Annotated in this window: 10 protein-coding genes; 8 read left to right on the top strand and 2 right to left on the bottom strand. The window is 59.9% G+C overall.

Translation table 11 applies throughout. The features are described from left to right. Positions 1-12 precede the first annotated feature (12 nt). The gene (locus V6582_RS15915; protein WP_156630870.1) at positions 13-1,071 is read right to left on the bottom strand and encodes an LLM class flavin-dependent oxidoreductase; all 1,059 of its coding nucleotides are present in this window, start codon (positions 1,069-1,071) and stop codon (positions 13-15) included. A gap of 275 nt (positions 1,072-1,346) precedes the next feature. Beyond that, on the bottom strand, positions 1,347-2,840 hold the full coding sequence (gene glpK / locus V6582_RS15910; RefSeq protein WP_156630869.1) for a glycerol kinase GlpK: 1,494 nt from the start codon (positions 2,838-2,840) through the stop codon (positions 1,347-1,349). Positions 2,841-3,178: 338 nt separating this feature from the next. Here glpK and V6582_RS15905 point away from each other — a divergent pair, with 338 nt between their 5' ends. From V6582_RS15905 to guaD, 8 genes are all read left to right on the top strand, one after another. Further along, a complete protein-coding gene (locus V6582_RS15905; protein WP_156630868.1) occupies positions 3,179-3,949 on the top strand; it encodes a 3-hydroxybutyrate dehydrogenase in 771 nt (256 codons plus the stop codon). A gap of 30 nt (positions 3,950-3,979) precedes the next feature. Further along, entirely contained in the window at positions 3,980-5,452 is a 1,473-nt protein-coding gene (gene xdhA, locus V6582_RS15900) for a xanthine dehydrogenase small subunit (RefSeq protein WP_156630867.1), read from the top strand. A gap of 243 nt (positions 5,453-5,695) precedes the next feature. Then, on the top strand, positions 5,696-8,041 hold the full coding sequence (gene xdhB, locus V6582_RS15895) for a xanthine dehydrogenase molybdopterin binding subunit (protein ID WP_156630866.1): 2,346 nt from the start codon (positions 5,696-5,698) through the stop codon (positions 8,039-8,041). Next, on the top strand, positions 8,038-8,841 hold the full coding sequence (gene xdhC, locus V6582_RS15890) for a xanthine dehydrogenase accessory protein XdhC (RefSeq protein ID WP_337739184.1): 804 nt from the start codon (positions 8,038-8,040) through the stop codon (positions 8,839-8,841). Before xdhB ends, xdhC begins: the two co-directional genes overlap by 4 nt. A 65-nt stretch (positions 8,842-8,906) precedes the next feature. After that, a complete protein-coding gene (locus V6582_RS15885) occupies positions 8,907-10,643 on the top strand; it encodes a tetratricopeptide repeat-containing sulfotransferase family protein (RefSeq protein WP_156630865.1) in 1,737 nt (578 codons plus the stop codon). Between the two features lie 344 nt (positions 10,644-10,987). After that, positions 10,988-11,905 carry a LysR substrate-binding domain-containing protein gene (locus V6582_RS15880; protein ID WP_156630864.1) on the top strand — a complete coding sequence of 306 codons (918 nt, stop codon included), beginning with the start codon at positions 10,988-10,990 and terminating at the stop codon, positions 11,903-11,905. Between the two features lie 124 nt (positions 11,906-12,029). Beyond that, positions 12,030-13,262 carry a urate hydroxylase PuuD gene (puuD, locus tag V6582_RS15875; RefSeq protein ID WP_156630863.1) on the top strand — a complete coding sequence of 411 codons (1,233 nt, stop codon included), beginning with the start codon at positions 12,030-12,032 and terminating at the stop codon, positions 13,260-13,262. Then, entirely contained in the window at positions 13,262-14,569 is a 1,308-nt protein-coding gene (gene guaD, locus V6582_RS15870) for a guanine deaminase (protein ID WP_156630862.1), read from the top strand. The genes puuD and guaD overlap by 1 nt, the downstream gene beginning before the upstream one ends. Positions 14,570-14,854: the final 285 nt, after the last annotated feature.

Genomic DNA, 14,854 nt, shown 5'->3' with positions numbered 1-14,854 from the left:
TTTTGCCGCTGCTTACGCCCCCGCCCCGACCGACGTCAAGCCATGGCCAAGCTCTTGGCGCACCAATGGCGCCACCTTGGTGCCGTAAAGCTCGATGCCGCGCATGATATCCTTGTGCGGCATCGGGCCGATGGCCATTTGCAGCAGGAAGCGGTCGTTTTTGAACAGGGCGTGATGGGCGACGATCTTTTCGGCCACCGCTTCCGGATCACCAACGAACAGCGCCCCATGCGGCCCGCGCATCGCATCATACTGGCCCCGGTTGGTCGGTCCCCAGCCGCGCTCGCGGCCGATCCGGTCCATTACCTGCGCCTGCGGTGCGTAGAAAATGTCAGCCGCCGATTGGGTCGTGTCATGGATAAAACCATGCACATTGATCGAGGTTTTCAAGGCCGCCGGATCGACCCCGGCCTTCGCGCCGCTCTGCCGGTAAAGATCGACCAACGGCGCAAACCGGCGCGGCTCACCGCCGATGATGGCAATGGCCAGCGGCAGACCGAGATAGCCGGCCCGGGCTACCGATTGCGGCGTACCTCCCACGGCAATCCACAGCGGCAGCGGGTCCTGCAACGGTCTGGGATAAACGCCACGCCCCTGGATCGGCTTGCGGGTCTCGCCTTCCCAGGTGACGATTTCGGTGTCGCGAATCTCCATCAACAATTGCAGCTTTTCGGCAAACAAAAGATCATAATCGTCAAGATCATAGCCGAACAACGGAAAGCTTTCGATGAAGGAGCCGCGCCCGGCCATCATCTCCACCCGTCCGTTCGACAGCAGATCGACGGTGGCAAATTGCTGGAACACCCGCACCGGATCATCGGAACTGAGCACAGATACCGCGCTGGTCAGGCGAATATTTTTGGTCTGCACAGCCGCAGCCGCCAGAATGGTCGCAGGCGAAGAGGCCATGTAATCGGGCCGATGGTGTTCGCCAAGACCGAAGACATCCAGCCCCACCTCGTCCGCCAGCCGGATTTCCTCCAGCAGATCATCCACCCGCCGCTTGGCCTCCATCCCCTTGTTGGGCGCCGTAGGGTCCACATCCGCGAAGGTGTAAAGGCCAAGTTCCATGGGTCGCATCCTCAGTTGTTCGCTACAGCGCCGTGCGCCTTATATGGCGCAAAAAAGTTCGCTGTAGCTCCCTATATCTGCTGCATAATTTTCTCTTGAACCCGATTCCGGTTTAAAGAATTATGCAGTAGGCAGATAAGTGCAAAGTCCGGCCTTGGCAAACCCTGGGACGAAAACGCAGCGTTCAACGAATGTGAATCAAAATCTGAAGAGCGATGTTTTCCCCCTAAAATCAAGGGAATACAAGCCGCGCCGGATTCAGTTTGAGAGCGACATCAACCCGCCGTCAGCGTCCGTCTGACTGCATCCCGCCAGCCTCTGAGCTTTTCCGTGCGGGTCTCGGCATCCATGACCGGCTCAAACCGATGGTCGCGCGCCCAGGCGCGAGCAAACGCATCCATGCCGGGCCAGAGACCGACACGGCTGGCCGCGAGGAAGGCAGCACCGAGCGCTGTCGTTTCAATAACGGAGGGGCGATCCACCGGCGCGTCAAGCAGATCGGCCAGCCGCTGCATCGTCCAGTCGGAGGCCGCCATGCCGCCATCGACGCGCAGCACCATGTCGTCCTCGCCGTTCTGCCAGTCCTTGTGCATGGCATCCAGCAAGTCGCGGGTCTGGTAGCAGACGGCTTCCAACGCGGCGCGGGCCAGTTCTGCCGGTCCGGTATTGCGGGTCAGGCCGAACAGCGCGCCGCGTGCATCCGGGTCCCACCAGGGCGCGCCGAGACCTGTGAAGGCTGGCACCAGATAGACCGGCTGGCCGGGATCGGCTTCAGCCGCCAGCCGCCCGGTTTCCGCCGCATCGCCGATCACTTTTAATCCATCGCGCAGCCATTGCACGGCGGCACCGGCAATGAAGATCGAGCCTTCCAGCGCATAGGTGGTCTTGCCGTCCATCCGGTAGGCGATGGTGGTCAGCAACCGGCTTTTCGACACCACCCGGTCCGCGCCGGTATTGAGCAGCGCGAAACAGCCGGTGCCATAGGTGGATTTGACCATGCCGGGCGCAAAACAGGCCTGTCCGATGGTGGCCGCCTGCTGGTCGCCCGCCACACCAAGGATCGGCACCGCCGCCCCGAATACCGCCTTGTCGGTCACGCCGAAATCGGCAGCGCAATCCTTCACCTCTGGCAGCATGGCGGCGGGGATGTTCAACAGCGCCAGCAATTCTTCATCCCAGCCATGCTCGGCAATGTTGAAAATCAGCGTGCGCGAGGCATTGGTGGCATCGGTGACGAAGCTTTTGCCGCCTGTCAGCCGCCAGATCAGGTAGGTATCGACGGTGCCGAAGCACAGGCCGCCCTCGCCTGCCCTGGCACGGGCGCCCTCGACATGGTCGAGCATCCAGGACAGTTTTGTGCCGGAGAAATACGGGTCCAGCAGCAGGCCGGTCTTCGTCGTGAACGTTGCTTCCAGCCCGTCGCGCTTCAGCGTTTCGCAAAACGCCGATGTGCGGCGATCCTGCCAGACGATGGCATTATGGATCGGCTTGCCCGTATCCTTATCCCAGACCACAACGGTTTCCCGCTGATTGGTAATACCGATGGCGGCGAGATCGTTTGCGGTGATCCGGGCGCGGGCCAGCGCATCGTGGATAGAGCTGACGACACTGTCCCAGATCGCTTCCGGCTCATGCTCCACCCAGCCCGATTGCGGGAAGATCTGCGGAAATTCCTTTTGGCCGGTTCCAACGATACGCATCGCCCCATCAAACACGATGGCACGGCTCGACGTCGTTCCCTGGTCAATCGCCAGCACAAAACCGCCCATGATACTCCTCCCAGAGTTTTCGCTTTCTTTCGCTTATATTAAGATACGAAAGTTTTATGCCAAGTCAAAACCGAAAATGAAAAACAAACGAAGGCGACATTCTCGGCTTCACCCCTCCGCTCCGACCGTCTTGTTCGATAACACCGGAAAGACCGGGCTGGCCAGTCTTCATCCTGGTCTGCCCTATTGCTGATGGCTTGGTCTGTTCCTCATAACCTGATTGCACAGGGCAATTGCATAGGACAGGGATTTGGGCATAGGTTTAACCTTGCTGCGGCGCAACCGACCGCTTCGCTACACGGCCAAACCAGAAAAATCATCGCACAGGGAGTTACGTCATGACCAGGACTGTCGTTATTACCGGTTCCACCAGCGGCATCGGGCTTGGCATTGCCCGCGCCTTTGCGGCTGAAGGCGCCAATGTGCTGATCAACGGTTTCGGCCCTCTCGGTGAAATCGAGTCGATCCGCAAGCAGCTGGAAGCGGGCGGCGGCAAGGCGCTCTACCACCCCGCCGACATGACCAAGCCCAAGGAAATCGCCGAACTGGTGGAAACCGCCATCGCCGAATTCGGCGGCATCGATGTTCTCGTCAACAATGCGGGCATTCAGCACGTCGCCCCCGTTGAAGAGTTTCCCATCGACAAATGGGACCAGATCATCGCCATCAATATGTCGAGCGCCTTCCACACCATGCGCGCCGCCATCCCGGCGATGAAGGCGCAAAAATCCGGGCGGATCATCAATATCGCCTCGGCCCATGGCCTGGTCGCCTCGCCGTTCAAATCCGCCTATGTCACCGCCAAGCACGGCATTCTCGGCATGACCAAGTCGGTTGCGCTGGAAGTGGCGCAAAGCGGCATTACCGTCAACGCCATCTGCCCCGGCTATGTGCTGACGCCGCTGGTGGAAAAGCAGATCCCCGACACCGCCAAGGCGCGTGGCATTGCCGAAAGCGAGGTCAAGGATGTGATGCTGCATCTCCAGGCCACCAAGGAATTCGTCACCGTTGAGGACATTGCCGCCATGACGCTCTATCTTGCGAGCGATGCGGCAAAGCAGGTCACCGGCACCAGCCTGTCCATCGACGGCGGCTGGACGGCGCAGTAATCTTTCCAACGCATCGCTCAAAGGGCCATCATGACCAACCGCATCCGCTTTCTGCTCAACGACCAGCCCGTGACGCTTGATAGCGCCGATCCGACCGGCACGCTGCTGGATTATCTGCGTCTGGCAAAGCGGCTGACCGGGTCAAAGGAAGGCTGCGCGGAAGGCGATTGCGGGGCCTGTACGGTATTGGTCGGGCGGCTGGTGAAGGGCATGCTGCGCTATGAGGCGGTTAATGCCTGTATCCGCTTCATCGGCTCGCTCAACGCCAGCCATGTGGTGACGGTCGAGCATCTGGCCGCCAAGGATGGCACCTTGCATCCGGTGCAGCAGGCCATGGTGGATTGCCATGGCTCGCAATGCGGGTTCTGCACCCCCGGCTTCGTTATGTCGCTCTACGGCCTGTGGCTGGAAAGCGAGGCGCCGAGCCGGGCCGAAATCGAGCGGGCCTTGCAAGGCAATCTCTGTCGTTGCACCGGCTATGAACCCATCGTCAAGGCCGCTGAACAGATGGGCCTCACCCGGCCTTCAGCGCTGTTCGATCCTCTGGCACGGGAACGGGAGCAGATCATCGCCACGCTGGAAGCCATGACCAGCACCGACACCATCGCCCTGGATGGCGACGATGGCCGCAGCCTGATCGTCCCCAACAGTATCGAGGCACTGGCCAATGTGCTGGCGGCACACCCCAAGGCGACGATTGTTGCCGGTGCAACCGATGTCGGTCTCTGGGTGACAAAGCAGATGCGGACGTTAAGCCCCGTGGTGTTCATCAACCATCTGGAAGCGTTGCAGGAAATCACGGTCGATGAGACCGGCATTACCCTTGGTGCCGGGGTCAACTACAGCGCCGCCTTCGACTGTCTTCGGGCAGAAATCCCCGCCTTTGGCCGGTTGATCGAGCGGATCGGCGGCCAGCAGGTGCGCAATATGGGCACGATTGGCGGCAATATCGCCAATGGTTCGCCGATTGGCGATACGCCTCCTGCCCTGATCGCGCTTGGTGCGACGGTGACGCTGCGCTCGGCTTCGGGAACGCGAACCTTGCTGCTGGAAGATTTTTTCATTGAGTATGGCCGCCAAGATCGGCAGTCGGGCGAATTTGTCGAACGTATTTTTCTGCCCCGCCCCAAGGCCGAAAGCGACTTTGCCATCTACAAGATCTCCAAGCGCCGCGATGAGGATATCTCGGCGCTTTGCGGGGCCTTTTATCTGGAGAAGGATGCCCAAGCCCGCGTCACCACCCTGCGCATCGCCTTTGGCGGCATGGCCGGAACGCCGAAACGGGCGCGCGCCGTGGAAGCGGTTCTTATGGGGAAAGTCTGGAGCCGGGAGAGCATCGAGGCTGCCCGCGCCGCCTTCGATGCCGACTATCAGCCGCTCTCCGACTGGCGGGCCAGCGCCGATTACCGGCAATTGACGGCCAAGAACCTGCTGACACGGTTCTTTCTGGAAACATCCGGCCAGAGACAAGAACTGGAACGCTTTGCGATGGAGGGGGTTTGATGGGTATGAACATCTGGCATTTGGCTTCGCCCCCCTCATCCGGCTGCCGCCACCTTCTCCCCGCTGGGGAGAAGACGCGAGCTGCAAATGCCTTGTTCATATCGCAACCGTTTGGAATACGGCATTTCACTGGGAGCAAGGCATCTCCACTCATCTCTTCTCCCCAGCGGGGAGAAGGTCCCGGCAGGGGGATGAGGGGGGCGAAGCCATATTATTTTGCCGTTGATGCAAGGAACCACCCCCATGGATAAGGCCCTTTTCACCACCGCCGCCACAATCCAGGGTCCGATGCATCAATCGCTGCGCCATGATTCAGCGCATAAGCATGTGGCTGGGAGTGCAGAATATATCGACGATATTCCAGAACCCGCCGGTCTGTTGCACGGCGCGCTCGGCATGGCAGATCGCGCCCATGCCGACATTCTCTCCATCGATCTGTCTGGTGTTCAGGCCTATCCCGGCGTCGTCGCGGTGCTGACGGCCAAGGACATTCCCGGCACCAACGACGTCTCCTCCGGCGGGCGACATGACGAACCGTTGATCGCCACCGACCGGGTGGAGTTTCACGGCCAGACGGTTTTTGCCGTGATTGCCGAAACCCGCGAGGCAGCCCGCAAGGCGGCAAGGCTTGCCAAAATCGAATACCGCGACCTGCCCTTCTGGACCGATATCGATGCCGCACTGGAAAACGGCGCGCCGCTCGTAACCCCAGGCATGGTGCTGAAGCGCGGCACGCCAGAAACCGAGCTGGACAAGGCCGAGCACCGGCTGCAAGGCGCGATGCGGATCGGCGGCCAGGAACATTTCTATCTGGAAAGCCATATCGCGCTGGCCATTCCCGGCGAAGACGATGATGTCACCGTCTGGTCATCGACCCAGCATCCGTCGGAAATCCAGCATATTGTCGGCCATGTGCTGGATATTTCCTCGCATGCGATCACCGTCAATGTGCGGCGCATGGGCGGCGGCTTCGGTGGCAAGGAAACCCAGGGCAATCAGTTTGCGGCGCTCGCGGCCCTGGCCGCCAAGAAGCTCAACCGGGCTGTGAAGTTTCGCCCGGACCGCGACGAGGACATGAGCGTTACCGGCAAACGCCATGATTTTAAAATGGATTTCGACGTCGCCTTCGATCACGATGGCCGTATCCACGCCATAGAGGCAAACTTCGCCGCCCGCTGCGGCTATTCCTCTGATCTTTCCGGCCCCGTCACCGATCGGGCACTGTTTCATGCCGATAGCAGCTATTTTTACCCGCATGTGAAACTGACCTCGCAACCGCTGAAAACCCACACGGTCTCCAACACCGCCTATCGCGGTTTCGGCGGGCCGCAGGGCATGCTGGGGGCAGAACGGGTGATCGAGGAAATCGCCTACGCCCTGGGCAAAGACCCTCTTGAGGTTCGCAAAGCCAATTTCTATGGCGAGACCGGCTCTGGCCGGGACCTGACGCCCTATCACCAGCAGGTCACCGACAATATCATCGCCCGCGTGGTCGAGGAGCTGGAAACCTCCTGCGATTATCAGGCACGGCGCGCCGCGATCCTCGATTTCAACAAGGCGAGCCCGGTGATCCGCAAGGGCATTGCGCTCACCCCGGTCAAGTTCGGTATCTCCTTCACCATGACGGCCTTCAATCAGGCGGGGGCGCTGGTGCATGTCTATCAGGACGGCTCCATCCATCTCAACCATGGCGGCACCGAAATGGGCCAGGGCCTTTATACCAAGGTGGCCCAGGTGATTGCCGATGGCTTCCAGGTCGATATCGACAGAGTGAAGATCACTGCCACCACGACAGGCAAAGTGCCGAATACCTCTGCCACCGCCGCCTCTTCCGGCTCGGACCTGAACGGCATGGCCGCCTATGATGCCGTGCGCCAGATCAAGGAGCGGTTGGTGGTGTTTGCCTCTGAAAAATGGGGTGTGTCGCAGGCAGAAGTGGTGTTTCTGCCCAATCGTGTCAGGGTCGGCGGTGAAGAGATTGCTTTCCCCGATTTCATCCGCCAGGCCTATTTCGCCCGCGTCCAGCTCTCGGCTGCCGGTTTCTACAAGACACCGAAAATCCACTGGAACCGCGAGACCGGGCGCGGCACGCCGTTCTATTACTATGCCTATGGCGCATCCTGCACAGAAGTCTCAATCGATACGCTGACCGGCGAATATCTTGTTGACCGTACCGATATTCTCCACGATGTCGGCAAATCGCTCAATCCGGCCATCGATATCGGCCAGATCGAAGGCGGTTTCGTGCAGGGCATGGGCTGGCTGACAACAGAGGAATTGTGGTGGGACGGCAAAGGGCGGCTGCGCACCCACGCGCCCTCCACCTACAAGATACCGCTCGCCTCAGACCGGCCAAAAATCTTCAACGTCAAGCTGGCGGACTGGGCGGAAAATACCGAACTCACCATTGGCCGCTCCAAGGCGGTTGGCGAGCCGCCCTTCATGCTGGCCAATTCGGTGCTGGAAGCGATCTCCATGGCGGTGGCAAGCGTGACCGATTACCGCTCCTGCCCGCGCCTCGATACGCCTGCCACGCCGGAGCGGGTATTGATGGCGGTCGAGCGGTTGAAGGAGGCACAGCGCGCGTGACTGATCTTTCCGGCGCAGTGCTTGCCGCGTTCCTCTCGCGCCACGCTGACTGTGTGGCGGTGACTGTCACTGAAGCCAAAGGCTCAACGCCCCGCGAGGCCGGGGCGCTGATGGTGGTGGCACGCCATCAGGTGCTTGGCACCATCGGCGGCGGACAGCTGGAATATCTGGCGATTGAAAAAGCCCGCGCTATGCTGGAGGCCAGCGAAGATCAGGCGGAGATGGCCGTGCCGCTTGGCCCGGCCATCGGCCAATGCTGCGGCGGGTGGGTGAAACTGACGCTTTCTCTCCTGACACCGCAGCGGCGGCAAGAGCTGCTGACCTTGGCACAACAGGCGTGGCAGGCATTCCCCCAGGTCTTCATTTTTGGCGCTGGCCATGTCGGGCTGGCGCTGGCCGCGGCCCTGGCACCACTGCCGTTTCGCACCCGGTTGATCGATGCACGCGACGCAATTGATGGCGCGGTGCCAACCGGCATTCCGCTCGATCGCACGGCGATGCCGGAAAGCCATGTGGCGCAAATTGCCCCCGGCGGCGGCGTTGTCATCGTCACCCATGACCATGCGCTGGATTTCCTGATTGCCCGCGAAGCCTTGGCCCGCGACGATCTCTCCTATATCGGCATGATCGGCTCTGCCACCAAACGCGCCAGTTTCGCCCATTGGCTGGAACGCGAGGGCGACAACCCGGCGATACTCGACCGCCTGATCCTGCCGATCGGGGCAAGCCCGATCCGGGACAAGCGCCCGCCTGTCATCGCCGCGCTGGTCGCCGCCGAACTGGTCAACCGCCTGCTGTAACCACAGCTTCACGCAGGGCTGATCTGCCATTCAGGGTCCGGAATGGACATGAAAGAACGGACACGATGAGCGCCCTGGAAAAGCTACAGGCCCAGCGCCAGAAACTGGAACCGCTGCTGGCCATGGCGCGCCAGTATAAGCCAGCCGATCTGGCCAAGCTGCCAACCGACGATCGCCGCAAGGCCGAGGATCTGCAACAGATGGCCTGCACAGCGGCGCGCAATCTGGCCGAAATTTCAATCCATCTTCATGACCACGCCGGAGCAACAGAGCTTCTGCAGGCGGTCTTGTCGATCCGCGCTGAGCCTTCCGCCCATAGCCGGCTTGCCGATCTGGCCCAGATCGACGGGCGCTGGCCGGATGCAATCACCCATTATCGGGCCGCAATAGCAGCAGGCGGTCCGAATGCCGCGCTCTACAGCGCCCTTGCCCATTGCCTCAAACAGGCGGGCCGCCATCTGGAGGCCAATGAGGCCTACGATCTAACCCTCAACCACGACCCAAACCAGTTAGCGGCGCTGAACGACAAAAGTTTCCGCAGCCTGATTGCAGGTGATTTCAAGCTAGGCCTGGCGCTGGCGGAGCGGGCGGCAAGCGCCCATCCCAACGATCTCACGGCGCATTTCAACCTGGGACAGGCATTGCAGGGCGTCGGGCGGATGGATGAGGCAAAGGCGGCCTATCGCAGGGTGCTGAACCTCGACCCCACCCATGTCGATAGCTATCTGCTGCTGGGCATGTTGAGCCGCGCCCGGCCAGACGATCCAGATATCGCCGCCATGCAGGCCCTGCATGCGACGCTGGCAGTTGAGCCTGCCCGACGGCTGAAACTCGGCTTTGCGCTTTACAAGGCGCTGAACGATATCAGCCGATACGACGATGCCTTCACCTATCTCGAAGACGCCAACCGTAAACGGCGGCGCCAATTCACGGCCTACACCATTGATCAGGATCTTGACCTGATGCAGGCGTTGCAAGGCCGGTTCACCGCCGAATTCATCCGCTCAACGCAGGACAGCATCGCCAAGGCGGGATATGTCCAGCCGGAACGGCCGATCTTCGTGGTTGGCCTGCCGCGCTCCGGCACCAGCCTGACGGAGCAGATCCTTGCCAGCCACGCGGATGTCTACGGCGCCGGTGAGTTGGAAACGCTCAGCTATGCGATTACCGACGCGTTCTTCAAACAAGACCGCCAGACATTGCGTGGCCTCGATAGTGTGACGCCCAAGGCCCTGGCCGATGCGGCGCGGCGCTATATCGATCCGGTCCGTGAAAAAGCTGGAGGTGCCCGTGTCGTCGATAAGATGCCGGTCAATTTCCTCTGGGTCGGCTTTATCAAGTTGATGTTTCCTGACGCCAGGATCGTCATCATGAAACGCGATCCGCTGGCCAGCGGCTTTGCGCTTTATTCCAGCTATTTTCCCAGTGACGGCATGCAATATAGCTACGACCAAGCCGAGACCGCCCGCTATATCGCCGCCCAGCGCAGGCTCTGCGCCCATTGGCAAACGCTGTTTCCTGATGATGTGCTGGAGCTGGGCTATGAGCAATTGACGCTCGACCAGGAAGGCGAAACGCGCCGCCTGCTGGCCTTTTGCGGCCTGCCCTGGGACGCAAACTGCCTCGACTTCCACAAGGCCGACAGGGCGGTGATGACACTCAGCAGCGCCCAGGTCCGCCAGGGGCTTTACAGCGGCGTCGATAAAAAGACAGCCCATTATCGTCATCGTCTAGGCGAGATGATCGCCGGGTTGACGCTGGCAGGATTGCTCAACGAAGAACGCCTTGCAGCAAATGCCTGAGCCTGCTGCCGGGCAACCAGATAGCATCGGCGGCCTGTTCAGGCAGCCTATCGTCAAGGCCGACATCCCGCCTCAGATCCTCTGGTAGATCCTGATATCGATAACGGTTTTTCCGGCCAGAAAGGCCGATAATCACCTTGCTAAAAAGCCTCGCAACAAGGCACCACAATGCGTTCGCAGACGGCATAATGCTCCGCACTCCCCAAAATCTATTGATGTGTAAGACCGGGTCGGCAGAGGCGTGAATTCACCACCGGCGCCCGTTTTGATATGAGGATATTGGCGCCGATTGCCTCGACAATCCAATCGGATTATCATGCTCATCCATAAAGAGAGCTTATCCAATGAAATTGTCGAAACAGTTCCCGGTCAATGCATTGCGGGTGTTCGAGGCCGTTGCCCGCCACAATGGTTTTACCCGCGCCGCTGAAGAGCTTGGCATGACCCAGACGGCGGTGAGCTACCAGATCAAGCTGCTGGAGGACAATCTCGGCGCGCTGCTGTTTCTGCGGACGTCAAGGCAGATCAGCCTGACCGAGGCCGGAGAACGGCTGCTGCCGAAAACGCGGGAAGGCTTCGAGCTGCTGCGCGAGGCCGTGGCGCTGGCACGGCATGAGGCAAGCGAAGTTCTGGAAATTCACTCCACACCGACCTTTGCCTCCCATTGGCTGGCGCGCCATCTCGGCAATTTCCAACTCCAGCATCCTGGTATTGCCGTGCGCCTGCTGCGAAACGATGGGAAGCCGCGGGATTTTGTCCGCGAGAGCGGCGATGTCGGCATCCATATTGGCAAAGAGCCGGTACCCGGGTTGATCTGTCATCCGATATTGAAGCTCAGCTACGCCCCCATGCTCAGTCCCGCATTGGCCGCCAGCATTGGCGGTGTGCATGAACCGGCAGACCTTCTCAAACTGCCCCGCATGAGCAGCGACAAGACCTGGTGGGCAGACTGGTTTCGTGCCGCAGGCGTTGTTTCTCCCCTCCCCAGGTCAACAGGACTGGATGCTCAGGGCGCGCTCGACCTTCAAGCCGGAGCGGCAATTGCAGGCCACGCCATGGCCTTTCTCAGCCCCTTTTATGTCAGCGACGATCTGACGGCGGGCCGTCTGATCCAGCCCTTCGACTTGCTGCTGGGTGATGACCAGATCTACTGGCTGGTTTACCCGCCATCGCGCCGGACCTTGCCGAAGGTCAAGGCCTTTCACCAATGGCTGATTGCAAACCTGCCACCCTTCGAACTGAACGGCGTCAATACCGCTTGATCCTCACCCAATCTGCCTAAAACATACGCATGCACATATTTTTGCGCATCTGCGAAAATGTGCCCTTCCCTTGGCCGCCAGTATTTTGCAATGTCACTGGTCGGGAGAGTAAAAGAGGTCAACCATGTATGAATTTGCCATCGCCTGGGAATGGCTGGCTTTTGCGGTCCGCTGGCTGCATGTCGTCACCGCCATCGCCTGGATCGGCTCTTCCTTCTATTTCATCGCGCTGGATCTGGGTCTCGTCAAACGCCCCGGCATGCCAGAAGGCGTCTATGGCGAGGAATGGCAGGTGCATGGCGGCGGCTTTTACCACGTGCAGAAATATCTGGTGGCGCCCGCCTCGATGCCGCAGCACCTGACCTGGTTCAAATGGGAAAGCTATGCCACCTGGCTGTCCGGCTTTGCCATGCTCTGCGTGGTCTATTATGGCGGGGCCGATCTGTTTTTGATCGACCGGAGCGTGCTCGACCTTACCCAGCCGGAGGCCATCGGCCTGTCGATGGCTTCGCTTGCCATTGGCTGGATCTGTTATGACCTGTTGTGCAAATCCCCGATCGGCAAGAATACCTGGGGGCTGATGATCCTGCTCTATATCCTGCTGGTCGCCATGGCCTGGGGCTATACACAGGTGTTTACCGGGCGTGCCGCCTTCCTGCATCTGGGCGCGTTTACCGCGACGATCATGACCGCCAATGTGTTCTTCATCATCATGCCCAACCAGCGCGTCGTGGTGGCCGATCTGATTGCGGGGCGTAAACCCGATCCGAAATACGGCATGATTGCCAAGCAGCGCTCGCTGCACAACAATTACCTGACGCTTCCCGTCGTGTTCTTCATGCTGTCCAACCATTATCCGCTGGCCTTTGCCACCGCCTATAATTGGATCATTGCCGCGCTGGTGTTCCTGATGGGCGTCACCATCCGCCACTGGTTCAATACCACCCATGCCCGCAAAGGCCGCCCGATCTGGACCTGGATGCTGACCACGGTGATCTTCATTATCATCATGTGGCTTTCCACCGTGCAGAAACCAGGTTCAGGCGAGCATGCCGCACTGTCGCCCATGCAACAGCAATTCCTGGCCGACGCGCATTTTGGCACGGCACGCGATATCGTCCAAGCGCGCTGTTCGATGTGCCATGCGGCGGAACCGGTCTGGGAAGGGCTGACATTTGCGCCCAAGAACGTCAAATTCGAAACCGATGCCGAGATTGCGGCGCATGCCCGGGAGATCTATATCCAGGCCGGACGAAGCCACGCCATGCCGCCCGGCAATGTTTCGGAGGTCACGCCTCAGGAACGCGCCCTGCTGGTCGCCTGGTATGAAAGTGCTGTGAAAGGCAAAAGCCCGTAATGACAAAGACCCTGATCCGTGGACGCCTGCTCTCCTTCCGCAGCCAGCCCCGCGACATCACCGATACAGATAGCTATCTCTTTGAAAGCGATGGCGCCGTCCTGGTAGAAAACGGCCTGATCCTCGCCTCCGGCACCTATGACAGTGTCAAAGCAGAGGCCGACGCGCAGACCGTGGAGATTGATCACCGCCCACATCTGATTCTGCCCGGTTTTATCGACTGCCATGTGCATTTCCCGCAAATGCAGGTGATCGGCTCCTACGCCGCCAACCTGCTGGAATGGCTGAACACCTATACCTTCCCGGAGGAATGCCGCTTCGTTGAAACTGCGCATGCAGCGCGGATCGCCACGCATTTCTTCGATGAATTCCTGCGCCAAGGCACGACGACGGCGGTGGCCTATTGCTCGGTGCATAAAACCTCGGCGGATGCCTTCTTTGCCGAGAGCGCAAGGCGTGGCACACGGATGATCGCCGGCAAGGTGATGATGGACCGCAATGCGCCACAGGGCCTGCTGGACACGCCGCAAAGCGGTTATGACGAAACCAAGGAATTGATTGAAAGCTGGCACGGTCGCGGACGCAATCTCGTGGCCATCACGCCGCGCTTTGCCATCACCTCGACACCGGAGCAGATGGAGCGAACCCAGGCGCTGGCCCATGAATTTCCTGATCTCCATATCCAGACGCATCTCTCTGAGAACCGCGAGGAAATCGATTTCACCGCCAGCCTTTACCCTGAGTCATCCGACTATACGGATATCTACGCCCGCTACGGCCTGCTCGGGCGTAAAACCCTGTTCGGTCACGCCATTCACCTCTCGGAGCGTGAGGCGGACGCTCTCACTGAGTCAGGCTCTGTCGCGGTGCATTGCCCAACGTCAAACCTGTTCCTTGGCTCCGGCCTGTTTCCGCTGAAAGCCATCCAGCGGCGGACCAAGCCGGTGCGCGTTGCCCTTGCCACCGATATCGGCGGCGGCACCAGCTATTCCATGCTGCGCACTCTGGATGAGGCCTACAAGATCCAGCAATTGCTGGGCGAGCGGCTGAACCCGCTGGACAGTTTCTACCATATGACGCTGGGCAATGCCGAAGCGCTGTCGCTCTCCGACAAGATCGGCACGCTCGCGTCAGGCACCGAAGCCGATCTGGTGGTACTCAATGCCCATGCCACGCCTGCCATGGCACTGAAAATGGAAGCTGTAACCTCACTGACCGAAGAACTGTTCCTCATGCAGACGCTGGGCGACGACCGGGTGGTGGTGGAAACCTATGTGGCGGGCGTGGCGTCGAAACCGCGGATTTAACACACTCTTTCCGTGTCAAAGAGAGGAAATTTAGGCTTATCGCAACCTTTGATCGTAAATAAAGTCCTGTCCTATCAATCAGAGATTTTATGAATATGGCCAAAAGACCGTTGATCCAAAAGGGTGTGGTAGAACTTGAGCAACTGTTCGATCAACGGCGCGGTGATCCAGAGTTTCTGAACCAGTTGTTTGAGGAACTATCCGAGCGGAAAGTCCAGCGTGCAAACGAATTACGGCAACGCGTAATGCAATCTATAGGAGTGACTGCCAAACCACCTCTGCCGG

This window comes from Agrobacterium vitis (assembly GCF_037039395.1).
Taxonomy (GTDB): Bacteria; Pseudomonadota; Alphaproteobacteria; order Rhizobiales; family Rhizobiaceae; genus Allorhizobium; species Allorhizobium vitis_E.
This window is presented reverse-complemented; position numbering and strand designations above follow the sequence as displayed.